23 protein-coding genes are annotated in these 23,017 nt (G+C 66.0%); 15 read left to right on the top strand and 8 right to left on the bottom strand.

The window, feature by feature from the left end:
- Positions 1-25 precede the first annotated feature (25 nt).
- Positions 26-1,369 (bottom strand): YhgE/Pip domain-containing protein, encoded by a 1,344-nt coding sequence (locus ACLQ3J_RS13070; RefSeq protein ID WP_296549186.1) that lies wholly within the window; start codon positions 1,367-1,369, stop codon positions 26-28.
- A gap of 163 nt (positions 1,370-1,532) precedes the next feature.
- Here ACLQ3J_RS13070 and ACLQ3J_RS13075 point away from each other — a divergent pair, with 163 nt between their 5' ends.
- The 4 genes from ACLQ3J_RS13075 to fahA are packed head-to-tail and all read left to right on the top strand — an operon-like array spanning position 1,533 to position 5,320.
- Positions 1,533-1,883, top strand: a complete 351-nt coding sequence (locus ACLQ3J_RS13075; RefSeq protein WP_425903479.1) for a PadR family transcriptional regulator — start codon at positions 1,533-1,535, stop codon at positions 1,881-1,883.
- Positions 1,880-2,866 carry a permease prefix domain 1-containing protein gene (locus ACLQ3J_RS13080; protein ID WP_425903480.1) on the top strand — a complete coding sequence of 329 codons (987 nt, stop codon included), beginning with the start codon at positions 1,880-1,882 and terminating at the stop codon, positions 2,864-2,866. Before ACLQ3J_RS13075 ends, ACLQ3J_RS13080 begins: the two co-directional genes overlap by 4 nt.
- Before the next feature lie 52 nt (positions 2,867-2,918).
- The gene (locus tag ACLQ3J_RS13085; protein WP_425903482.1) at positions 2,919-4,121 is read left to right on the top strand and encodes a homogentisate 1,2-dioxygenase; all 1,203 of its coding nucleotides are present in this window, start codon (positions 2,919-2,921) and stop codon (positions 4,119-4,121) included.
- Positions 4,118-5,320 carry a fumarylacetoacetase gene (fahA, locus tag ACLQ3J_RS13090; RefSeq protein ID WP_425903484.1) on the top strand — a complete coding sequence of 401 codons (1,203 nt, stop codon included), beginning with the start codon at positions 4,118-4,120 and terminating at the stop codon, positions 5,318-5,320. Before ACLQ3J_RS13085 ends, fahA begins: the two co-directional genes overlap by 4 nt.
- Positions 5,321-5,327: 7 nt before the next feature.
- On the opposite strand, the gene ACLQ3J_RS13095 is transcribed toward fahA, so the two are convergent.
- From ACLQ3J_RS13095 to ACLQ3J_RS13105, 3 genes are all read right to left on the bottom strand, one after another.
- On the bottom strand, positions 5,328-5,576 hold the full coding sequence (locus tag ACLQ3J_RS13095) for a helix-turn-helix domain-containing protein (RefSeq protein ID WP_169622859.1): 249 nt from the start codon (positions 5,574-5,576) through the stop codon (positions 5,328-5,330).
- A complete protein-coding gene (locus ACLQ3J_RS13100) occupies positions 5,576-6,217 on the bottom strand; it encodes a hypothetical protein (protein ID WP_240952783.1) in 642 nt (213 codons plus the stop codon). Before ACLQ3J_RS13100 ends, ACLQ3J_RS13095 begins: the two co-directional genes overlap by 1 nt.
- 85 nt (positions 6,218-6,302) lie before the next feature.
- Entirely contained in the window at positions 6,303-7,031 is a 729-nt protein-coding gene (locus ACLQ3J_RS13105) for an MOSC domain-containing protein (RefSeq protein ID WP_169622861.1), read from the bottom strand.
- Between the two features lie 86 nt (positions 7,032-7,117).
- On the opposite strand from ACLQ3J_RS13105, the gene ACLQ3J_RS13110 reads away from it, so the two are divergent.
- The 4 genes from ACLQ3J_RS13110 (at position 7,118) to ACLQ3J_RS13125 (ending at position 11,735) form a co-directional block, all read left to right on the top strand.
- Complete coding sequence (locus ACLQ3J_RS13110) at positions 7,118-8,089, top strand: LLM class F420-dependent oxidoreductase (protein WP_425903486.1); 972 nt, start codon at positions 7,118-7,120, stop codon at positions 8,087-8,089.
- Positions 8,090-8,144: 55 nt separating this feature from the next.
- A complete protein-coding gene (locus ACLQ3J_RS13115; RefSeq protein WP_169653299.1) occupies positions 8,145-8,930 on the top strand; it encodes an enoyl-CoA hydratase in 786 nt (261 codons plus the stop codon).
- A 62-nt stretch (positions 8,931-8,992) separates the two neighbouring features.
- The gene (locus ACLQ3J_RS13120; RefSeq protein ID WP_296549194.1) at positions 8,993-10,510 is read left to right on the top strand and encodes an acyl-CoA synthetase; all 1,518 of its coding nucleotides are present in this window, start codon (positions 8,993-8,995) and stop codon (positions 10,508-10,510) included.
- A gap of 76 nt (positions 10,511-10,586) precedes the next feature.
- A complete protein-coding gene (locus tag ACLQ3J_RS13125; RefSeq protein WP_169622865.1) occupies positions 10,587-11,735 on the top strand; it encodes an acyl-CoA dehydrogenase family protein in 1,149 nt (382 codons plus the stop codon).
- A 37-nt stretch (positions 11,736-11,772) separates the two neighbouring features.
- Here ACLQ3J_RS13125 and ACLQ3J_RS13130 read toward each other — a convergent pair whose 3' ends face one another.
- The 3 genes from ACLQ3J_RS13130 to ACLQ3J_RS13140 all read right to left on the bottom strand — a co-directional run bounded on the left by ACLQ3J_RS13130 (position 11,773) and on the right by ACLQ3J_RS13140 (position 13,864).
- A complete protein-coding gene (locus tag ACLQ3J_RS13130; protein ID WP_169622866.1) occupies positions 11,773-12,282 on the bottom strand; it encodes an acyl-CoA thioesterase in 510 nt (169 codons plus the stop codon).
- An 81-nt stretch (positions 12,283-12,363) separates the two neighbouring features.
- The gene (locus tag ACLQ3J_RS13135) at positions 12,364-12,837 is read right to left on the bottom strand and encodes a MarR family winged helix-turn-helix transcriptional regulator (protein ID WP_169622867.1); all 474 of its coding nucleotides are present in this window, start codon (positions 12,835-12,837) and stop codon (positions 12,364-12,366) included.
- A 91-nt stretch (positions 12,838-12,928) separates the two neighbouring features.
- A complete protein-coding gene (locus ACLQ3J_RS13140; RefSeq protein WP_422423689.1) occupies positions 12,929-13,864 on the bottom strand; it encodes a DNA-3-methyladenine glycosylase family protein in 936 nt (311 codons plus the stop codon).
- An 87-nt stretch (positions 13,865-13,951) separates the two neighbouring features.
- On the opposite strand from ACLQ3J_RS13140, the gene ACLQ3J_RS13145 reads away from it, so the two are divergent.
- Both ACLQ3J_RS13145 and ACLQ3J_RS13150 read left to right on the top strand, forming a co-directional pair.
- Complete coding sequence (locus ACLQ3J_RS13145; protein WP_169622869.1) at positions 13,952-14,476, top strand: ribonuclease H family protein; 525 nt, start codon at positions 13,952-13,954, stop codon at positions 14,474-14,476.
- 52 nt (positions 14,477-14,528) lie between these two features.
- Positions 14,529-15,455 (top strand): amidohydrolase family protein, encoded by a 927-nt coding sequence (locus tag ACLQ3J_RS13150; protein ID WP_425903488.1) that lies wholly within the window; start codon positions 14,529-14,531, stop codon positions 15,453-15,455.
- Here the strand turns inward: ACLQ3J_RS13150 and ACLQ3J_RS13155 are convergent.
- The gene (locus tag ACLQ3J_RS13155) at positions 15,452-17,116 is read right to left on the bottom strand and encodes a class I adenylate-forming enzyme family protein (protein WP_425903490.1); all 1,665 of its coding nucleotides are present in this window, start codon (positions 17,114-17,116) and stop codon (positions 15,452-15,454) included. The two genes, ACLQ3J_RS13150 and ACLQ3J_RS13155, sit on opposite strands and share 4 nt — an antisense overlap.
- A 266-nt stretch (positions 17,117-17,382) precedes the next feature.
- On the opposite strand from ACLQ3J_RS13155, the gene ACLQ3J_RS13160 reads away from it, so the two are divergent.
- From ACLQ3J_RS13160 to ACLQ3J_RS13180, 5 genes are all read left to right on the top strand, one after another.
- Positions 17,383-18,801, top strand: coding sequence for an ABC transporter substrate-binding protein (locus ACLQ3J_RS13160; RefSeq protein ID WP_296549202.1), 1,419 nt, complete (start codon positions 17,383-17,385; stop codon positions 18,799-18,801).
- Positions 18,802-18,865: 64 nt separating this feature from the next.
- Positions 18,866-21,136, top strand: a complete 2,271-nt coding sequence (locus ACLQ3J_RS13165; RefSeq protein ID WP_425903492.1) for an ABC transporter permease — start codon at positions 18,866-18,868, stop codon at positions 21,134-21,136.
- Positions 21,129-21,872, top strand: coding sequence for an ABC transporter ATP-binding protein (locus ACLQ3J_RS13170; RefSeq protein WP_425903494.1), 744 nt, complete (start codon positions 21,129-21,131; stop codon positions 21,870-21,872). The genes ACLQ3J_RS13165 and ACLQ3J_RS13170 overlap by 8 nt, the downstream gene beginning before the upstream one ends.
- On the top strand, positions 21,869-22,573 hold the full coding sequence (locus ACLQ3J_RS13175; RefSeq protein WP_169622875.1) for an ABC transporter ATP-binding protein: 705 nt from the start codon (positions 21,869-21,871) through the stop codon (positions 22,571-22,573). Before ACLQ3J_RS13170 ends, ACLQ3J_RS13175 begins: the two co-directional genes overlap by 4 nt.
- Complete coding sequence (locus ACLQ3J_RS13180; protein ID WP_206037392.1) at positions 22,570-22,938, top strand: hypothetical protein; 369 nt, start codon at positions 22,570-22,572, stop codon at positions 22,936-22,938. Before ACLQ3J_RS13175 ends, ACLQ3J_RS13180 begins: the two co-directional genes overlap by 4 nt.
- Positions 22,939-23,017: the final 79 nt, after the last annotated feature.

Genomic DNA, 23,017 nt, shown 5'->3' on the forward strand with positions numbered 1-23,017 from the left:
GCGGTGGGGTTCCGTTGTGCCGGGACTATCCGATCTTGACGCTCTCCAGGACGCGTGTGGTCGCAGGCGCATCCTCGAGACGGTGGAATCCGCGCCGATCGTAGATCCAGGTGACCACCACACCGATCAACAGGCCGACACCCAGACCCACGAGGGTCATCTTCGTGCCTTCGGCGAGGCCCGCGGAAAGGTTGCCGTCGAAGTAGAGGATGGCGCGCACCGCGAGGTAGATCTGATGCATCGGTTCGAAGGTGGCGAGCCACTCGAAGAGCGGCGGCGACGCCTCGATCGGAATCGTGCCGCCGGAGGACGGCAGTCCCAGCACGATGAACAGCATCAGGTTCACGATCAGTCCGGCGGGTCCGAACACGGACATCACCGAGAGCGAGGTGATGCCGACCGCGGAGATGGCGAGGGCGCCGTACTCCCAGAGCAACAGCGGGCGTGGCACGGGCATCCCGAGCGCCGTGCCGATCCCCAGATACAGCGCGGACACGACCAGTGCGAGGACGACCAGGATGCCCCATTTGAGGAACAGCACCTGAAGTCGCGACATCCTGGTGGTTTCCTTGGTGATGTACAACGGTCCGTATTCGGTGGGCACGAACCCCAGCGCGGAATCGACGATGGAACTGACGATGGTCGCACCGGTGAAGCCCGCCAGGATGAGAAGCAGCGTGTAGTAGAACGCGGACAGCCCGGAACCGGTGTGGGCAGGCAGGGGTTTGTGCTCGACGTCCAGGACGTTGATGGGCTCAGCAAGTGTGAGCGCGCTACCGCCCGAGAGCTGGAGATCGGGCGCGGTCTCCGCAAGCGTCGTACGGACGGTCTTCGTCAGTTCTTCGCCCACCGACTTGTTGACGGTGGTCAGCGCCTCGTCACCGATGATCCCGACGATGGCTGACGCGAACGTTCCGGTGCGGGGGTTGCTGTAGAGGGTGATGACGGGTTTCTCGATGTCACCGGGGACGACGCTGGCTTGCGCGAGGATCGACGTGCGCTTCGTGAAATCGCTCGGAATCACGATCGCGCCGTACAGTTCGCCGGTGTCGAGGCCGCGGTGCGCTGCGGCTATCCCCATTTCCTGGAGAGCGATGCGCTCGGAATCGACGCCGTCGAGCACCGCGGCGGTGATCTCGGATCCGAGGTTGCGGCGCGCATCGGCTCCCGGCATGACGTCGCCGACATCCTGGTTGACGATCGCCATCGGGAACTCGCGGAGATTCTCGGACGGCTCGAGCATGCTGCCCAGGTAGAAATAGCCCAACGCAGCCATCACCGCAGTGACCACCACGAGTGGTGCCAGCCAGAACCGGGCGCCCCGCAGGGTGTGTCGATGTGGATCGACCGGGATGTCGGAAAAGCTCACCCGTCGATTGTGCACACGTGTGTGCTGATTCGTAGAACCAAGTGGCGGAGTGCACATGGGGCGCGTGGAGAAAGCGTGGGTCACGCCGGGGTGAACCAACCAGCAATGGCGACAGGACTCTGGCTCTTCACAATAGTGTGTGTCACACAGTATGGTGAGCCGCATGAGTGATCTTGATGTGTATGCCGGGCACGACCAGGAGGTGCGACGAGGGTCCGTCGTCGTCGCGAGCCTCCTGATGCTGCGCGTTCCGGGCTACGGCTACGGATTGCTCGAGGCTCTCGCAGCCGCCGGAATCGCCGTCGACGCCGGCACGCTGTATCCGTTGCTGCGACGACTCGAAAAGCAAGGCCTGCTCGTCAGCGAGTGGAACACCGACGAGGCGAGACCACGCAAGTTCTACCGGACCTCCGAAGCCGGCGAGGAAGTTGCGCAGCGGCTCCTCGACGAGTGGTCGGGTCTCGCTCGCACCTTGCAGGCCATCGCATCCACCTCGGAAGAAGGCGCATCATGACGCTCACAGACCGCTACATCGCCGCAGCTTTGCGCAGCCTTCCTGCCGACAAGCATCAGGACATCGGCCGTGAACTCCGCGGCTCGATCGCGGACGCCGTCGACGCCCGGATCGCGGCGGGCGAGTCACCGGTGGATGCGGAGGCCGCGGTACTCACCGACCTCGGCGATCCGGACCGGCTCGCGGCAGGGCTCGCGGGACGCCCCATGTACCTGATCGGGCCCGAGTTCTTCCTCGACTGGTGGCGCCTGCTGAAGGCGCTGTTGTGGATTGCTCCTCTCGTCGGGGCGATCCTGCTCGTGGTCGACCTCATCGGGGGCAGTACCGGCGTCGAGGTGCTCGTCACGGGGTTGTCCAGCACCGTGGAAGTGGCCCTGCAGATCGTTTTCTGGGTCACGGTCGTCTTCGCCGTGTTGGAGCGCAACGGCACCCGTCGCAAGGATTTCGCCGCCGAGTGGACCGTCGACCAGCTACCGCAGTCCGTCACCAACGGACGCGTGTCGCTGGGGGATACCGTCTTTTCCGTCGGAATGCTCGTGTTCCTCATCGTGGTGTTCATCGCGCAGCGGACGTCCTCTTCCTTCGAAGACTCCGAGGGTGTCCCGATCCCGTTCATCGCACCAGACCTGTGGAACTTCTGGATGCCGGTGCTCCTCGCCGTACTGGCGCTCGAGGCCGTGTTCGAGATCGTCAAGTACACGGTCCGGCGCCGGACGGTTCTGCTGGCCGGCGTCGACACCGTTCTCAACCTGCTTCTCGCGATTCCGCTGGTCTGGCTGCTGACGAGCGACAGGTTTCTCAACCCTGCGTTCTTCGACGCCGTTTTTTCGGGTGTCACCTTCGCGGGCGGACCCGAACAGATGGCGCGCTTCTCTCAGGGGATCCTCGTCGTAGTCGTGGTGGTGGCGGCGTGGAGCATCGGTGAGGCGTGGTTCAAAGCACTGCGCCCGCTGTCCCGCTCGTCGGCGGCGGTGTCGCTGTAACGTCGTCACCGACCTGCGCGGCACCACCCCAGGAACCCCCGGGAGTCGAACCATGGCGTTCTACCGACAGCTCGGCGTCATCCCGCCCAAGCGTCACACCCAGCACCGGGACGACCGCGGCGCCCTCTACTACGAGGAATTGATGGGCGAGGAGGGATTCTCCTCGGACTCGTCGCTGCTCTACCACCGGTACATCCCGTCCGCGATCGCCGACGCCACCACATGGGAACTCGGCGACCAGAACACCGCGCCGAACCACCCGCTCGCACCACGGCACCTCGAACTCCACAAGCTCTTCCCCCCGGAGATCTGGTCGGAGACCGACGTGGTCACCGGACGTCGTCTGATCCTCGGGAACCCGGACGTGCGGATCTCATATGTCGTCTCGTCGAAGGAATCACCGCTCTACCGCACCGTGGTCGGCGACGAAATGGTGTATGTCGAGTCCGGAACCGCCGATGTCCACACGGTTTTCGGCACTCTCTCGGCGAAACCCGGCGACTACGTGCTGCTGCCGGCAGCCACCACGCATCGCTGGGTGCCGACCGGTGACGAACCACTGCGTGCCTACATCATCGAGGCGAACAGTCACATCGCTCCGCCGAAGCGTTACCTGTCGAAGTACGGGCAGTTCCTCGAGCACGCCCCCTTCTGCGAGCGCGATCTGCACGGTCCCGCGGAACCGGTACAGGTCGAGGAGGAGAACGTCGACGTCCTCGTCAAGCACCGCACGTCACGCGGGATTGTCGGCACGCGATACGTGCTGGCGCATCATCCCTTCGACGTCGTCGGGTGGGACGGCTGCCTGTACCCGTACACGTTCTCCGTTCACGACTTCGAGCCGATCACCGGCCGTGTCCATCAGCCGCCACCCACGCATCAAGCGTTCGAAGGCAACAACTTCGTGATCTGTAATTTCGTGCCCCGCAAGGTGGACTACCACCCGCTCGCGATTCCGGTGCCGTACTACCACTCCAACGTCGATTCGGACGAGGTGATGTTCTATTGCGGCGGAGACTACGAAGCCCGCAAGGGTTCGGGCATCGGGCAGGGGTCGGTTTCCGTCCACCCGGGCGGTCACGCGCACGGTCCGCAACCCGGTGCCTACGAGCGCAGCATCGGTGTCGAATACTTCGACGAACTGGCCGTCATGGTCGACACCTTCCGCCCGCTCGAACTCGGTGAAGGTGCACTCGCCTGCGAGGACCCGTCCTATGCGCGCAGTTGGAGTCGCACTCCGGGAGCAGGGGAATGACCCGCCCACGACGCGCTGTCATCGCAATCCCCGAGGGTTCACTCTTCGGACCGGACAACCTGCCCTACGGGATCTTCTCCATCGCGGATACCGAACCGCGCGTCGGTGTGCGCGTGGGTGATTCGGTTCTCGACCTGAGTCGGCTGTTCGACGACATCGTCTTCGCCGAACCGTCACTCAACGCATTCATGGCACAGGGACGCACGCGGTGGGACGAGGTCCGTGCCGCAATCCAGGACGCGATCACCGGCAGCCTCGACGACGACGCGGTATTCACGATCGACGACGTCACGATGCATCTTCCGATCGAGGTCGCGGATTACGTCGACTTCTATGCCTCCGAGAATCATGCCTCGAACCTGGGCCGGTTGTTCCGTCCCCAGAACCCCGACCCGCTCATGCCCAACTGGAAGCACCTGCCGGTGGGGTATCACGGCAGGTCTAGCACCGTCGTGACCTCGGGTGTGGATATCGTGCGCCCGTGCGGTCAGCGCAAGGGACCGAACGACGAGGTGCCGGTCTTCGGCCCGTCGATCCGGCTCGACATCGAAGCGGAAATGGGGTTCGTCGTGGGCGTCGGTTCGCCGATGGGCTCACAGATCGCTCCCGACGAGTTCGCCGACCACTGCTTCGGCGCGGTGATCCTCAACGACTGGTCGGCCCGCGACATTCAGGCGTGGGAGTACGTCCCGCTCGGCCCCAATCTCGGAAAGTCGTTCGCGACGTCCATCTCTCCGTGGGTGGTGCCGCTTGCCGCGCTCGAGGCCGCGCGGATCGACACGCCGGTGCAGGACCCGGAACCGCTGCCCTATCTGACGGGCAACGAGAAGTGGGGTCTGGACATCGATCTCGCCGTCGAATGGAACGGCCATATCGTGTCGCGTCCCCCGTACGCGCAGATGTATTGGTCGCCGGCGCAGATGCTCGCCCACACGTCGGTCAACGGGGCGGCCACGAGGACCGGCGATCTGTTCGGTTCCGGCACCGTCTCCGGGGCGGAGAAGGACCAGCGCGGCGCCTTCATCGAACTCACGTGGGGTGGCAAGGAACCCGTGCAGGTCGGAGATGACACCCGCACGTTCGTAGAGGACGGCGACGAAATCGCCATCTCGGCCACCGCACCGGGCCCCAACGGCACCCGTATCGGATTCGGCGAGGTCCGCACTCGTATTCTGCCGGCCACGGGCGCGGTGAACTGACCGGCACTCATGCCCGTCGATCGTGGGCTTCGGGCTCTTCGTCGACCGAGAGAAGTTCCCCGACAGTGCAGTTCAAGACCCGGCATACCGCGGTGAGGGTGGAGAATCTGATCGCGCGGGCGCGCCCGTTCTTGAGCACCGAAAGATTGACGACGCTCACACCGACCTGGTCGGCGAGGTGTGCCAGCGTCATGCCGCGTGCCTCGAGCAACTCGTCCAGGTGGCACTGCACGGCGTGATCGTTGTCGGGCGGCATCAGACGAGTCCCTCGTTGTCGCGGGCCACACGGCTACCGATGCGCAGTACGACGGCGACGGCGGACAGCGCCATGCAGAAGACGTACGCGTACCAGAACTCCGGTCCGATTCCCTGCGCGCCGACACCGTCGTCCCAGGCGAGATCCCGAATGGCGAGATTGGAGCCGAGAACGCGGGGAAACGTCGGCGCAATGATGGTGATGACGGCGGCGACCGACGCGGCGGTGACTCCGCGGATGACCCCTTTGTCGAACAACCGCCCGCGCACGAACCTCACCATGACCCAGGTGAGAAGAGCCAGAACCGCCAGGTAGCCGATTGTTTCCAGTGCGTCGGCGCTGCGGAGGAAGCCGACGGTCACGGGCGACACGTCCCCGGTCGGAATGTCGATGTTCGATGTTCCTGCGACGGAGACTGGAGTTCCATTGGGAGAGAACATGTTCGGCGGAGGCGTGTGCTCGAAGGAGAACCGCGCCGTCACGGTCCGGTTCTCCAGGTCGTCGAGGAGTCCGACGACGTAGTTGACCACGACGACGAGGGCCGTGGCCGCGAACACTGTGATCGACGCCCAGAGGTCCCTCCGGTCCTTGTTCGACGTCTCGGTAGGAGTGATCGATGGTGCGTCTTCGACCGTGCGCATGGGGCCTCCCGGCATAACGAAAGTCGATAATATCGATATTCGTTATACACATCGAAAAACGATATGTCTATCGGACTCGGACGGACTACCGGATCTCGAGTGTGTCCCCGACCGCGATCAGCCCGCACCGGGTGACGGTCGCGTAGACCCCGACGTACGCACCCGGTTTATCGTCCGTGAGTCCCGGTGCGACGGGCCGCGCCATCACCGTGCGGAGCATGTCGCGCCGCGCGGGCACCTCCTGGTGTGCGAGCGTCACCATCACGCACCGTGAGGTGAGCTTGTTCGGTTCGACCGTCGCGGAGCCGATCCCGACCTGCTTCCCGACCCAGCCGTCTTCGAGGAATCCCGCATCCTCGTCCGCCGCCACGACGATCTGTGGCCGGAAACGACGCAGCGCGATCTCCGATGCGTCCCCGGTGCCGAGCGCGTCGACCGCGGACGTGGACACCAGATGGAGTGGCGCTTCGTCGTAGGTGCGCGGGCGGGTCTCCAACCGGACGGGCCGTCCGGTCGTGTCCGACAACAGATCCTCCACAGCGGGGTCGTTGCCGTGCACCACAGTGCCGTCGGGCAGGGTGATCTCCAGGGCGGCAGGGTCGCGCGGATCGACTTCGTCGAGCAGTCGCGCACGGCACGACAGCAAAGAACCCCAGCGGCGGAACCGCTTTGCGCTTGCGACATCGCCGGTCTCCGGATCGACGACCGCCCATACATGGTCCCCGCGCAGCCCGTCCGACTCGACGGTGGCTGCGTCCATCCGCTCACCACCGAACGACTTCACCGGATAACGCCAGAGCTGACCGATTCGCACAACATGCCAGCATACGGCGCGGCCGTGTGACCGGGGAGGACAGCTCACCGGGTGACAGGGGCCACATGATGACTAGGGTGTCGCCCATGACGGACAACACGACACGGCGGTGGGGCCTCACCATTCCGCTCGACGGCATTCCCTTCTCCGAGCAGCGACGGGTGATCGAGGAATTACCGGACCTCGGTTACACCGACGTCTGGTCGTCGGAGGCGGGGGCTGCGGACGCCTTCACGCCCCTCGCGCTGGCGAGCACCTGGGCGCCGTCCCTCCGCCTGGGCACCGCGATCGTGCCGGTGTACACCCGCGGGCCGGCCACGCTCGCGATGTCTGCCGCGACTCTCGCGGCCGCGGCGCCCGGCAGGTTCGTGCTGGGTGTAGGTACGTCCTCCGACGTGATCGTCGGGAAGTGGAACGGGATCCCGTTCGAGGAACCGTTCAAGCGCGCCCGCGACACCCTGCGGTTCCTGCGGTCCGCCCTCGCCGGTGAGAAGGTGAGCCACGAGTACGACACCTTCTCGGTCCAGGGCTTCCGTGCGGGCCTCGTCCCGGACCCCGCGCCGCCGGTTCTGCTCGCTGCGTTGCGTCCGGGCATGCTCAGGCTGGCGGGTAGGGAAGCGGACGGTGCGATCGTGAACTGGTTGTCCGCCGACGACGTGCGCACCGTTGCCCCGTATGTCGACGAAGGCGGCGCCGGTAAGGAGATCGTCGCGCGGATCTTCGTGCTCCCCGGCATGGATGCAGAGACTTCCCGCGCGATCGGGCGCCGCATGATCGCCGCGTACATGAACGTTCCGGTCTACCGCGCCTTTCACGAATTCCTCGGACGGTCCGACGATTTCGCGGGAATGTGGCGGCTGTGGGCCGAAGGTGACCGCAAGGGGGCGCTCGAGGCGATCCCGGACCGGGTCGTGGACGCCCTCGTGGTGCACGGTCCTCCGGAAGCATGCCGTGAGCACGTGGAGCGCTACATGGACAACGGCGTGACGACGCCGGCGATCGCGCTTCTGCCCTCCGAGGATCCCGCGCCGATGATCCGCGCTCTCGCCCCGCGCTGAGTTCTCACCGAGTGTCGCGGTGGTGCGGGCCGGGCCGGTCCGGCAGGCTGGGAGCATGACCGACACCAGTACCGCGCCCGTGCTCGTCGCCGTCGACGAGGCCAGTGGAATCGGCGTGCTCACCCTGAACAACGCCCGGCAGCGCAATACGTTGTCCGTGAACACGATGCGCGAGGTGATCGCGGGGCTGATCGCACTGTCCGCGGATACGAAGGTGATCGTGATCCGTGCGGAGGGGCCGGCGTTCTCGGCGGGCCACAATCTGCGGGACATGATCGGGCGCACCCTCGAAGAAGAGCGCGCCATCTTCGACACCTGCAACGAGATGATGAAGACCGTGCAGGCGATCCCTCAGCCGGTGATCGCGTCGGTCCAAGGGCCCGCGTTGGCGGCGGGCTGTCAACTGGTCGCCGCATGTGACCTCGCGGTGGCTGCGGACAGTGCGGAGTTCGGAACACCCGGCGTACGGATCGGGTTGTTCTGCTCGACACCGATGGTCGCGGTCAGCCGGGCCGTCGGGCGGAAACGCGCACTGCAGATGCTGCTCACGGGCGACATGATCGATGCCCGGACGGCGGCGGACTGGGGCCTGGTCAACTTCGTCGTGGAGGCGGAGGCGCTGGACACCGAGACGACGGCACTCGCGGTGAAGATCGCGGCCGCGTCGCCGGTGACGGTGCGGATCGGCAAGGAGGCGTTCTACCGGCAGATCGAACTCCCTCAGGACGCCGCGTACGAGGCGATGGCGGAGACGATGGCGACCAACGCCGTCCTCGACGACGCGCAGGAGGGTATGTCCGCGTTCGTCGACAAGCGTGCGCCGGTGTGGACGGGACGCTGACCGCGGCGCTTATCGAGCGTTAGGTCTCGACCAATTGTTGGACGTCCTATAACGTTGCCCGCATGAGTTCCGATCCCCGTGCGAACACCGTCGACGCTGTAGTGCACCGCTCCGCTGCCAGGTTCCCCGACCGTGTCGCGCTGCGGTTCGCCGATCGCAGCCTCACCTACCGGGAACTGGACGCTGCCGTGTCCCGGACCGCCGCGCGTCTGCTGTCCCTCGGCCTCACCGCCGGCGATCGCGTGGCCGGGTACGGCACCAATTCCGACGCGTATGTGCTGGGTTACCTCGGGGCGGCGCGCGCCGGTCTCGTGCACGTGCCGATCAACTACGCGCTGCGCGGCGAAGAGTTGTCCTATCTCCTCGCGCAGTCCGGGGCCAAGGCTGTGCTCGTCGATCCGGCGCTGCGCGGCGAACTCGACCGCGTTCTGCCCGACGTTCCCGCCGAGCACGTGCTCGCACTGCGCGACGAGGACGCGTCGCTGCTGAGCGAGGCGACGGACGGTCCCGTGCCGGCACTCGACGCCGCGCCGTCCGCCGACGATCTCGTGCAACTGCTGTACACCTCGGGAACCACGTCGAAGCCCAAGGGCGCCATGATGACTCACGGCGCACTGGTACACGAGTACACGTCGTCGATCGTCGCCCTCGACTTGCGCGCCGACGACAACCCGCTGATCTGCATGCCGCTGTACCACTCGGCGGCCATGCACGTGTTCCTGCTGCCGTACCTCGCGGTCGGCGCGACGATCACCCTGCTGCCTGCCCCGGACATCCCGGAGATCCTGCGCCTGGTCGAATCCGAGCGGATCGGATCCCTGTTCCTCGCCCCCACCGTGTGGGTCCCCCTGGCCAACCATCCCGATCTGGACACGCGCGATCTCTCGTCGCTGCGCAAAGCGCAGTACGGCGCGTCCATCATGCCGGTCACGGTGCTCAACCGGTTGCGCGAGCGCTACCCCGACCTGGGCTTCTACAACTGCTTCGGCCAGTCCGAGATCGGCCCCCTGGCCTGCGTGCTCGGGCCCGACGAGCACGCCGACCGCCCCTCGTCGTGCGGGCGCGCGGTGCTGTTCGTCGAGACCCGCGTCGTCGACGCCGAAGGGAACGACGTTCCCGACGGCGAACCGGGTGAAGTGCTCTACCGGTCGCCGCAGTTGTGCCTCGGCTACTGGGAGAACCCGGATGCGACCGCGGAAGCCTTCCGCGACGGCTGGTTCCACTCCGGTGACCTCGTCACGCGCGATCCGGAGGGGTACATCACCGTCGTGGACCGGATCAAGGACGTGATCAACACCGGCGGCATCCTCGTCGCCTCCCGTGAGGTAGAGGACGCCCTCTACACGCACGGGTCCGTTGCGGAGGTCGCCGTCATCGGGACCCCCGACGAGAAGTGGATCGAGGCGGTCACCGCGGTGGTCGTGCTCAAGGACGGTCACACGGTCACCGAGCGCGAACTCGTCGACCACGTACGGAACCGGCTCGCGGCGTTCAAGGTGCCCAAGATCGTCCGCTTCGTCGACACGCTCCCGCGCAACCAGAGCGGCAAGCTGCTCAAGCGGGAACTGCGCGCCGTCTGACCGGAGGCCGCGTCGGGCACGCCGGCCGGCACTGTGACATCCAGCCGTTCCGGCGGGACATCAACGAAGGGGACACATGAGGAACAAGCACGTGCCGTCGTGGCACGACGACGAGGTGCGGGCACTGTCGGAACTGGCGGGCGATTTCTTCGAACGTGAGGTCATGGCGCACGCGGAGAAGTGGGACGAGCAGCGTTGCATCGACCGCCACGTATGGCTCGAGGCAGGCAAGCTGGGGCTGCTGCTGTGCTCGGTTCCGGAAGAGTACGGCGGTGGCGGCGGCACGTTCGCGCACGACCTCGCCGTGTTCGAAGCGCAGGGATACTCCGGCGACCTCGCGCTCGGCATCTCCGTGCACAGCGGCATCGTTGCGCACTACATCCTGGAGTACGGCACGGAGGAGCAGAAGCGGACCTGGTTGCCCGGGATGGCAACCGGCGAGATCCTCGGTGCGATCGGCATGACCGAGCCGGGAGCCGGTTCGGATCTCAAGGCGATCAAGACCAGCGCGATCCGCGACGGCGACGAGTACGTCGTCAACGGGTCGAAGACGTTCATCACCAACGGGTCGTCGGCCGACGTCATCGTCCTCGCCGTCAAAACCGACCCGAAGGCCGGTGCCAAGGGCGTCTCGCTGCTCATCGTCGATCTGCGCGACTGTGAGGGCTTCGCGGTCGGGCGCGTGCTCGACAAGGTGGGGCAGCATGCCGCCGACACGTCGGAACTGTCGTTCACGGACGTGCGGGTGCCGGTGTCGAACCTGCTCGGCGAAGAAGGACAGGGCTTCGCGCAGCTCATGGCGCAACTCGTGCAGGAACGTCTGATCATCGGCGCGCAGGCGGCCGGCGCCATGCAGCGCGCGGTCGACGAGACCGTTCGGTACACCAAGGCGCGACAAGCGTTCGGGCACAGCCTCTTCGAGTTCCAGAACACGGCGTTCGAGCTTGCCGAGTGTCAGACCATCGCCCGCACCAGCCGCATCTTCCTCGACCACTGCATCGAGCAGCACCTGCGCGGTCGGCTCGACCCCGCCGATGCGGCGATGGTCAAGTACTGGCTCACCGACAAGCAGTGCGAGGTCGTCGACCGGTGTGTCCAGCTGCACGGCGGCTACGGCTACATGCGGGAGTACCTCATCGCCCGGATGTACGAAGACGCCCGGGTACAGCGCATCTACGCAGGTGCGAACGAAGTCATGAAGGTGCTCATCGCACGGTCGCTGTAGCAGCGGCCCGCGTGGTTGCCTCGATGGGCGAGTTACCTCACCACGGCCTTCTCGTGGTGAGGTACGCAGCCATTTCCTGACTCTGGCGACGGTGCGCCCGGCGATGTTCGGCGCGCGCCTCTCCGGAGGCGTTGAGCTTTCGCTCCTCGTCGGACTCCGGGATCACCGGTGGCACCGCGGTGGGTCGCCCGTCGTCGTCGATCGCCACGAACGTCAGGAAGGCAGTCGCTGCGATGCGGCGGTCTCCGCTGCGCAGATTCTCGGCGGTCACCTTCACGAACACTTCCATCGAGCTGTGACCGGTCCAGGTGACGAACGACTCGAGGCACACCGAGTCGGTCTGGTGCACAGGTGCGAGGAACGCCACAGAGTCGGTCGAGGCCGTAACCACGGATGCGCGGCTGTGGCGGGTCGCCGAAATCGACGCGGTCATGTCGATATCACTCATCAACTTCCCGCCGAAGAGGGTGTTGTGATCGTTGACGTCGTTGGGAAAGACCCTATTGGTCTTGACAACTCGTGATTCGCTGCAGGTTTTTGCTTCCACCGGGATCCTTTCGAGCGCGGGACCTGCAGGATCTCTGCCGATCGCACCTATCCAGCGTACGACTGTCGCCGGTGTGCGCGCCTACGGCCGCCGCTCGGATGTGAGGTGGACGTGGTGGTCGATGATCTTCGTCAGCATGGCGACGAGTTGCTCGCGTTCGTCGGCGTCGAGCGGCGCGAAAGCTTCGTCCTGCACGGCGGTGAGCACGCGTTCGAGTTCTGCCAGGCGGTCGCGGCCTTTCCGCGTGAGACTGACGATGTTGCGCCGGCGATCCTTGGGGTCGGAGGCGCGCCGGACGTACATGCGGTCGGCCAGTGCGTCGATGCATGCAACGACGTCGCTCCGGTCGAGACCGCATCGGCGTCCGAGTTCGACCTGGCTGGACGGGCCGAATTCGTCGAGGGCGGAGAGCATCCGGTAGTGATGGCCGCGTGCGCCGGCCGCATCGAGACGGTCGAACACCACGCGGTGCACCCGCATGGCGGACTGCGTCAGCAGAAAGCTCGGGAGATGGTCGAGCCGGGTCGGCACGGGATAGTTGTCGGGGTCGGACATTCGTACACCTCCCTGAGGTCGGCAGTCTGGCGGCGGGAATCGTGCCGATCGGTGACGGCTGTGGTCGTGGCGGCTGTGACAGCGCTGACGATCAGTGACGGCGGTGATCGGTGACCGCGGTACGCGGGCCTCGCCGCGGGACGCTCGAATATCCTCCGGATTCGACGAGCAGCCGCACGGCTCGATACCGATGCGGCCGAAGGGGTTCGAGGTACTCGACCATGCCGGCGTCGTCGAGCGGCGAACCGAGCAGTGCCCAGCCGACGACCGTGGCGAGGTGATAGTCGCCGACAGACAGGGCGTCGGCGTCGCCGAAGGCCCGCTGCGCGACTTCGGCGGCTGTCCAGACCCCGATGCCCGGCACCGAACGCAGTGCGCGACGCGCTCGCACGGGATCGTCGTCGACGAGACGCTCGAGCGAGTCGGCCAGCTGGGCGCACCGCACGATGGTTTTCGCCCTCGCGGGGTCGACGTTCGCGCGATGGAACTCCCACGAGGGAATTCGCCGCCACGACTCCGCGCTCGGCGGCACCCGCATGCCCTGCGGTGCGGGACCGGGTGCGGGCTCTCCGAAGCGGGTGACCAGGTGACGCCAGGAGGCGAACGCCGCGATGCCGTGCACCCGCTGCTCGAGGACGGCGGGGACGAGTGCTTCGAGTACGCGGCCCGTGCGAGTGATGCGCAGACCGGGCATGCGGCGGTGCGCCTCGGCGAGCGCAGGGTGAGCGGGAGCGAATCCGGACGGGTCGTCGTGGGCGCCGAGGAGTGCGGGAAGCCGATCGAGCAGTTCCCCGGAGCCGGGGCCCCACGCGAGACAACGGACCGAATCGGTCCCGGCCTGCGTGATCCGGTAGGTCACGGGACCCGTCTCCATGCGCGACACACGCCAGAGGGCACTTCCGTCACGGCGGTGGCAGGGGTCGCGGGGTCCGTGCTGCAGCGGGCGTAGGGTTTGTGCGACGTCGACGGGCCCGGGCACCCTCACGAGAGTGTCGACAGGTGCGGCATCGTTGACGGACGCGGTCACCGACCTACCGTACCTCTGTAGCGGTCGGACTTCTGTGACGGCCGCGACGGTTTCCCGGTGTCGGACGGAAAGGCTATGGTCGGCGACATGATCATCGTGAGCACCGACGGATCCTGCCTGCGTAATCCAGGCGGCGCCATCGGATGGGCGTGGGTCAATCACGAAGGACCGAGTGCATCGGGGGGTGAACGCTCCGGTACCAACCAGATCGCCGAACTCCGTGCGGTGCTCGAGGCACTGCGTGCGCATCCCGGTACCGAGCCCATGATCATCGAATCCGACTCGCAGTACGCCATCAAATGTGCGTCCGAGTGGCTGCCCGGATGGAAACGCAAGGGCTGGAAGACGTCCACGGGATCGCCGGTGAAGAACATCGAACTCGTGCGTGCCATCGACCGCGAACTCGTCGAACGCGCCGGACCGGTGCGGTTCCGCTGGGTACGCGGTCATGTCGGCAACCACTTCAACGAAGTCGCCGACACGCTCGCCGGCGAGGCGGCCCGGGAAGTCGCGGCCCGGCCCGGGCCCATCGAGGTACCCGACCCGCTGCCGCGCGCGGTGGCGCGGGCAGAGACGGCCAGAGCCGGAGACGTCGAACTCACGCTCTTCTGACGAGGTGTGCGGCCCGGCACGTCGCTCGAGGCCGCTCGGGTACGGTCGCGGCATGAGCGAGGTTGATCAGATCGCGCGGTTCCGGCGGGAACACGGCCTCGACGAACTCGTCGACGTGCACACCCACTTCATGCCCACCAGCGTCATGGACAAGGTGTGGGCATATTTCGACTCGGCCGGGCCGTTGGTGGGCCGGCATTGGCCGATTTCGTACCGGACCAGCGAAGAAGATCGGGTCGCGCAACTGCGGGCGTTCGGGGTGCGGTGCTTCACCTCGATGGTGTACCCGCACAAGCCCGACATGGCGGCGTGGCTCAACTCGTGGGCAGCCGATTTCGCCGGCCGCACTCCCGGTTGCCTCCATACCTCGACCTTCTATCCCGAACCCGGGGCGGGCGCGTATGTCACTTCTGCGCTCGACGCGGGTACGAAGGTGTTCAAGTCACACCTGCAGGTCGGCGACTACACACCCCTCGATCCGCTGCTGACCGAGGTGTGGGGACTGCTCGAGGACGCCGAGGTGCCGATCGTCGTGCACTGCGGATCGGGACCGGCGCCCGGCACCCATACGGGACCGGGGCCGATGGCGGAACTGCTGCGGCGGCACCCGAAACTCACGGTGATCGTGGCGCACATGGGGCTACCCGAATACGTCGACTTCCTCGATCTCGCGGAGAGGTACGAGCGGGTCCACCTGGACACCACGATGGCGTTCACCGACTTCGTCGAGGAGGACACGCCGTTTCCTCCGGAGGCTCTGCCGAGGCTCGACGTCCTGCGGCCGAAAATCCTTCTCGGAAGCGATTTTCCCAATATTCCCTACACGTATCTCCATCAACTGGAGGCACTCGCACGTGTCGCACCGGATTCGGACTGGCTTCGGGCGGTGTGCCACGACAACGCGGCCGCGCTGTTCGGAATCGAACAACGCGGCCGCTCGCCGGGGCAGGGTGACCGTGGCCGGCCGTCCCGTTCCTAGACGGTCACATCGCGTCTCCGGATCTTCCCGGTCGCGTTTCGGGGGAGTGCGTCGCCGGTGATCCGCCAGTGTGCGGGCACCTTGTAGTACGAGAGCCGTTCCGCGCAGAAGTCGCGCAGGTCCTGTTCACTGACGTCGGAGCCCGGACGGAGCACGACCACTGCCGCCACCTCCTGCCCCAGATCCTCGTGATCGACGCCGACCACCGCGCATTCCTGGACTGCGGGATGCTCGTCGAGCACCTGCTCGATCTCGGTGGGGTACACGTTCTCCCCGCCGCGAAGGATCAGATCCGAGCGTCGGCCGGTCAGCCTCAGCCGTCCCTGCTCGAGTACACCGAAGTCTCCGGTGCGCAACCAGCCGTCCTCCGTGATCGCCGCGGCGGTCGCCGCCTCGTCCTCCCAGTACCCCAGCATCACGAAGGGGCTGCGAACGCAGACTTCACCTTCGACGCCCTCGGGCACCACGTCACCGAGAGGATCGCGGATTTCCATCGCGACGGTGAGGATCGGTCGTCCGAGGGTTCCGGGGAACGCCTCGAGCTCGCCCGCGGTGGCTACGGCGACCGCGGTGCTGCACTCGGTGAGGCCGTAGCTGTCCACAAGAGCCTGGTCCGCAAACGGGAACTTCTCGCGCAGCCGCTTCTTGAAGGCCGGCGACGAGGGCGCGGAGGCCAGTGCGAACGCAGACAGCGACGACAGGTCGTAACGGTCGGTGTCCTTGTGCTCGAGCATGCGTGCGGCCATGGTCGGCACCGCACCCCAGTTGGTGACTTTCTCGCGCTCGATCAACCCGAAGACCTGATCGACGTCGAAGCGGCCCTCGGTCATCACGACGGCACTGCCCGTGGCCAGCCTGGGCACCGCGAGGTTGTGGAGGCTCGCGATGTGGAACAACGGCGAGGTCAGGAGATACCGGTTGTCGCTGGGCACGGAGTCGTCGTAGGTCCGGCCGTACATGTGCGCGACCATCGCGTCCGAGTAGCGGTGGTAGTCCACCACGGCCAGCAGGTTGCGCTGAGAATGCAGAGCTCCCTTGGGGCGTCCGCTCGTCCCGCTCGTGAACAGGATGACGGCGGGGTCGTCCTCGTCGACGTCGGACGTGGGAAGTTCCGCTCCGGTCCGCTCGGCGACCAGCCGTGGCAGGTCGTCTTCGACGGTGAGGACCGTGAACCCCGACAGGCCCGTCTGGGCGAGCACGTCGGCACGCTTGGCGTCCGTCACGACGACCTTCGGCCGCACGAGTTCGACACCGTAGGCGAGTTCGGACGCCGTCCACCAGGAGTTGAGGCCGACGGCGACGGCACCCAGGCATTGCGACGCCCAGAAGGCGACGATCCACTCGGGGGAGTTGGCGCCGAGGAGCGCGACCCGGTCGCCTTTGCCGACGCCGTACTCGTCGCGCATCGCGGTGGCCACCGCCGCCACAGCGTCGGCGTGCTCGGCGAACGACATCCGTCGATCGAGCGTGATCAGGTAGTCCCGGTCACCCCACGCCTTCGACGCGGCGACGAGATCGCCGACCTTCCGGTCCCGATTCCGGATCACCGGCATCCGGTTTCCGCGCACGTCCTCTTCGACGACCTCGAATCGTCCACCGGGCCCGGTGAGTTTCGAAGTGACTTGAATCAGCATCTGTTGGAGATCTGCGGGTGCTGTCATGGACGAGCCTTTCCGGTTGCCGACGACTACTCGTGTCACGTGACGCACAAGATGCCACGTCGCCCACCTTCCCGGAAGTGAGCCGTACCACTGAGTGGATGGACCTGTGGTGACGGTCACTATCAGGTCTCACTCACCGGGAGTGCCCAGGGTCGGGCACGATGCGCTGGCTACCTTCGCGTCACCCGACACGCCGATGTGATGCTTCGGCCCTCGCCGTCCACTGTATTCGAGCGGGGCTCGGTCGAGACCAAGGAGACCTCGCAGTGAAACGCAGTTCTACTACGAAACTGGTGGCGGCCTTGGCGGCCGCGATGGTGGTGACGTCCGCCTGTGCCTCCGACCGGGAAGGCGAGGCAGTCGTGTCCGCCGGATCGCCCACTGTCGCCGGCCAGTCGGCCGCGGCATCGGAGGCGACCTTCGGAACTCTCGAATCGCCCTGTGGTGCAGGTGATGCCGGCGGGTCCACCGACCAGGGTGTGAGCGATACCGAAATCCGTATCGGTTACGGAGACGACCGTGGGTTCGCGAAGAGTCCCGGCCTGAACAAGGAGATGGGCGACGCCGTCGCCGCCATGATCGACTGGTGCAACGAGCAGGGCGGCATCAACGGCCGCCGGATTGTGGGCACCCACTTCGATGCCGCGATGACGCAGGCCAACGCTGTCATGCAGAACGCATGCGCCTCCGAGTTCATGCTGGTGGGCCACGGGTTCGCGATGGATCAGACCTCGGAACAGACCCGGGTCGCCTGCAACCTCGCGGCCGTCCCGGCATTCACCGTCTCGCCCGACGCGGCGAACGGGCCGATGACCTATCAGGGTGTTCCGTTCCCCGTCGACTACGCGAACGGGTCGCAGTGGTTCCAGATCGCGGAGATGTACCCCGAACTCGTCGGTGAATTCGATGTCATCGACAGCACGATGCCCACGATCATCAGCGCGAACACCAAGGCCCGCTCGATCGCCGCAGCGGCCGGATTCAACCTGAAGAACTGCGGCGTCACGCTCAACTACGACGGCGAATCGAGCTACGTCCCGTTCGCCGAGAAGGTCAAGCAGTGCGGTGCCAAGGGCTTGTGGACCTCACGTTCGCCGGTACCCGCGGAGTTCAACTTCGTGAAGGCACTCGACCAGGTCGGCATCGATCCGATCCTCCTCGGCGAAGCCACCTGGTACGCCAACGCTGTTCCTGCCTGGAACGGTGAGACCGGCCTGCTCGACAACATGCACGCGGGCATGACGTTCCAGATGCTCGAGAACGCCGACACCGTCCCGGCGGTGAAGAAGTACACCGAACTCGTCGCCGAAGCCGGCGGCAAGACCGCACTCCTCGGTATGCAGGCCACCTCGTCGTTCCTGCTGTGGGCGACGGCCGCGAAGGAATGCGGATCGGACCTGACCCGCCAGTGCATGATCGACCAACTCTCGCAGATCCACGAGTGGGACGGCGGCGGGCTGCACGCCGTCACCGATCCGGGCAACAACATGCCCGCCACGTGCGGTCTCGTCGTGTCCCTGAAGGGCGCTGAGTACTCACAGGCGTTCCCCGCGGAAGCCGCCGAATTCAAATGTGACGACCGGTATCTCGTCGCCACCGACGCGAAGACATGGGGCACCGACCTGGGCCCGGACCGCATCTCCACGAAATACCTGAACCCGAACGTCATCAGGCCGACCGCCTGATCCGTTCGACCGGTGCCGGCGGCGTGATTCGCGACCGCCGGTACCCTCGAGCAGAGGTACTTGCATGGATACCTTCCTGACCTTCACGATCGTGGGGTTGGTGCTCGGATCGGTGTACGCCATCGCCGCATCGGGCCTCGTTCTCACCTACAACACGTCGGGCATCTTCAACTTCGCACACGGTGCGCAGGCCATGCTCGGGGCGTTCGCATACTGGCAATTCCGCTACGGCTGGGGACTGCCCACCCCGGTGGCGCTGCTTCTCGTGCTCGGAGTCCTCGGACCATTGATGGGGCTGGCGCTCTACGTCCTCATCATGCGCGGCATGCGCAACACGGCAGAGGTCACCAAGATCGTCGTCACGGTCTCGATCCTGCTCGGCATGCTGTCGGTGTCACATTGGTTCTGGCATCCCGAGCAAGCCCGGACGATGACGATGTTCTTCGGCGACCAAGCCAAGATCGACATCTTCGGGGTGGGAATCCGATACCACGAACTGATCTGCATCGCGGTCGCTGTCCTCATCGCGATCGGGTTGCGGGTCATGTTCACCCGCACCCGCTCCGGTGTGGCCATGCGCGGCGTGGTCGACGATCCGGATCTGTTGCGGCTCAACGGACACGACCCGGACCGGCTCGCCGCACTCTCGTGGATGCTGGGCTCGACGCTCGCCGTGCTCGCCGGCATCCTGGTGACCCCGATCAACGGCGGCACCCTCGAAGCGAACATGCTGACGCTGCTGGTGATCGATGCGTTCGCCGCCGCGATGTTCGGCCGGTTGCGGAGTATTCCGCGGACCTTCGCCGGTGCTCTGTTCCTCGGCCTGGCCGCGACCTACGTGCTCGCGTACTTCCCGACGGCGTGGACGTGGACGTCGAACCTGCGGGTGTCCCTGCCCATGATCGCGCTGTTCGTCGTGCTCATCGTGCTGCCGCAGGACCGTCTGCGCGGAGCGGTCACCCGAACCAGGGAGCGCTACCACGTGCCGTCGGTGCGCAAGGCTGTCGCGTGGGCGGTGGCTCTGGTGGTGATCGTCTACGCGATCCGGCTTCTGATGGTCACCTCGGCAATCACCACGCTGACCATCGGCATGACCTTCGCGATCATCGCGCTGTCGCTGACCTTGCTGACCGGTTATGCGGGCGAGATGAACCTGGCACCGGTGTCCTTCGGCGCGATCGCCACCATCGTGGCGTTCCACTTCGGGATCTCCGGCACAGGACTGGCAGCCCACCTCAACCTGTGGGGTGTCGCGCTGGGGGTCGCCGCGACCGCGGTGGTCGGTGGCCTCATCGCGTTGCCGGCGCTTCGGCTCCGAGGGCTGTACCTGGCGCTGGCCACCATGGCATTCGGAGTGTTCCTGTCCAACATGGTCTTGCGCGACACCACCGTGCACGAACTGTTCGGCATCAAGTTCTCCATCTTCACCGACGGGAACATCGCGATTCCGCCGCTGAAGGTGGGACCGCTGGACCTGCGCAACGACACCGTCTTCCTCATGACGGTCACGGTGATCTTCGCGGTGCTCGGCGTCGGTGTCATCGCTCTGCGCAACAGCGGTTACGGACGCCGCCTCGCCGCGATGAAGGACAGCCCCGCCGCGTCGGCGATGCTCGGACAGAGCCTCGTCCGGCTCAAGCTCGGTGTGTTCACGCTCTCGGCCGGTATCGCCGGCCTTGGTGGCCTGTTCATGGCGAGCGCGATGGGATCGGTGTCCAACGAGAGCTTCTCGATCATGGTCAGCCTGTCGTTGCTGATGCTCACCGTGGTGGCCGGTATCGGCTACGTATCGGGGGCCCTCTTCGGCGGCCTGATGTCGGGGGTCGGATTCGCGGTCATCATGACCTCGTTCGCGAATCTCGCGGCAGACCAACCGGAACTCGCGGGAATGTGGACGTTCCTCGGCCACGTCGCGGCGGTGAGCCCGGCGCTGATCGGCATCGGTGTCGCGGCCAATCCCAGCGGCAGTGTCCACCAGGTCGTCGAGGGCTACCGCCATCTCGCCAATGCGAAACCCGTCCTGGTGGGCGGCGCCGCCGTGGTCCTGGTGTCGTACCTGCTCGCCCTTGTGGGAGTGCTCGACAACTGGTGGTTCGCGTCGATCACGATCGTGACGGTGTTCATGCTCCCGGTGATGGGGCAGTGGTTGATGCCCGAAGCGGTGCTCGGTGAAGAAGAAGCCGCGCGACGCCGCCCGCTGATCCCGGAACGGGTGGGTGTCGACGAGCCGTACAGCGCGGCGGTGCGCGACGAGATCGATCGTGAGCTCGGGATCTCCGAGTACCTGTCGACCCCGCCCGCCCGGACAGACAAGGAGCTGGTCACCAATGGCTGACACGCCGATTCTCGAAACCCGCGGTATCACCGTCCGATTCGGTGGCCACGTCGCCGTGAAGGACGTGAGTATCGAAATCGGGCGCGGCACCGTCACCGGTCTGATCGGACCCAACGGTGCCGGCAAGACCACCCTGTTCAACACGATCACCGGATTGCAGAAACCCTCTGCGGGCAAGGTGTTCGTCGACGGCCGGGACGTGACGACGTTGCCGCCGTTCAAGCGGGCCCGGATGGGACTGGCACGCACCTTCCAGCGTCTCGAGTTGTTCGTGTCGCTGTCGGTGCGGGACAACCTGCGGGTGGCCGGCGACATCCACAATGCGAACTCGCGCGGGCGGATCGACGTAGAAGCGGAAGCCGATCGGCTGCTTCGACTTACGGGTCTGAGCGACATCGCGGATCAGGATGTGTCCGACATCCCCACCGGGCGGGCTCGTGTCGTCGAGGTGGCGCGGGCACTGATGACCGATCCGCAGATCCTGTTGCTCGACGAACCGGCATCCGGTCAGACGGAGCAGGAAACCGAGGAGTTCGCCGCGTTGCTCACCGGTCTGGCCGACGACGGGCTCGCGATCTGCTTGGTAGAACACGACATTCCGCTGGTGATGAAGATCTGCTCCACGATCCATGTGCTCGATTACGGCGCAGTGCTGGCAAGTGGGGTTCCCGACGAGATCAAGAACGATCCCGCGGTGATCAACGCCTACATCGGAACCGAGAAGGAGGCGATATGAGTCCCGAACCCTTGCTCGAACTGATCGGTGTACGTGCGGGATACGGTTCCATCGAGGTCCTGCACGGTGTGGACCTCGCCCTCGCACCGGGAGCGGTCGTCGCGCTGCTCGGACCCAACGGTGGCGGCAAGACGACGACGCTGAAGGTGTGCTCCGGCATCCACCCGGTATCGTCCGGTGAGTTCCGGCTCGGCGGACATGTCGTGAACGGGGCATCGGCAGCCGAGTTGGCCCGCCTTGGGGTCTGCTCGATTCCGGAGGGGCGAGGGGTCTTCCCCAACCTGACGGTGCGAGAGAACCTGTGGATCGCCACCGGCACGGGTGTCACGCTCGCCGAACTCGAGGACGTGGCCTACGCACGGTTCCCCATTCTCGGTGAACGCCGGACTCAGCTGGCGGGATCGATGTCGGGTGGAGAACAGCAGATGCTTGCGTTGTCGCGGGCGCTCGGGACGAATCCCACGGTGTTGCTGCTCGACGAACTGTCCATGGGCCTGGCACCCCGGATCGTCTCGCAGATCTACGACATCGTGGGGGAGCTTGCGGCGGAAGGGGTCTCGATTCTCGTTGCGGAACAGTTCGCTCGGGCCGTCCTGCCCATCGCCACCAGTGCCGCGCTGATGCTGCAGGGACGCGTGGTGCGCGCGGGCGATCCGGCGGAGATCGAAGAAGAACTGTCTACCAGCTACCTAGGAGGATGACGATGACCACTGCGGTCGACGAACGACGTGAGCAATTCAAGCAGGATGTGGCTGCCCTGGGGCTGGGCACCACGAGCAACGGATCCGGCGGGAAGGGCCGAATTGCCGGCATGGTGCTGATGATCATCGGGGTGGCAGCCGCATTCGTCGTCTACATCGCGTCGCTGACCCTCTCGGACCTGCGAGACATCGCCTCGTATCAGCTGCTGAGCATGGGATTCATCGCGCTCACGCTGGTCGGCGCGGCCGTCTACGTGGCGTCGGTGGTCGCAAAGGTTCTGAGGTTGTGGCTGGTGCGTCAGCTCCTGGAGGGCAACGCGCAGACCGAGCGAATCGTCGAGGCCATGTCGCGCGACAAGATCTGACACGGTGAGCCGGGCACACCCGGCGCCCGAAACGGCAGGCCCGGCCTCGGTTCGTCGAGGCCGGGCCTGCCGTGGGTTC

The organism is Rhodococcus sp. DT1 (assembly GCF_049844875.1).
Taxonomy (GTDB): domain Bacteria; phylum Actinomycetota; class Actinomycetes; order Mycobacteriales; family Mycobacteriaceae; genus Rhodococcus.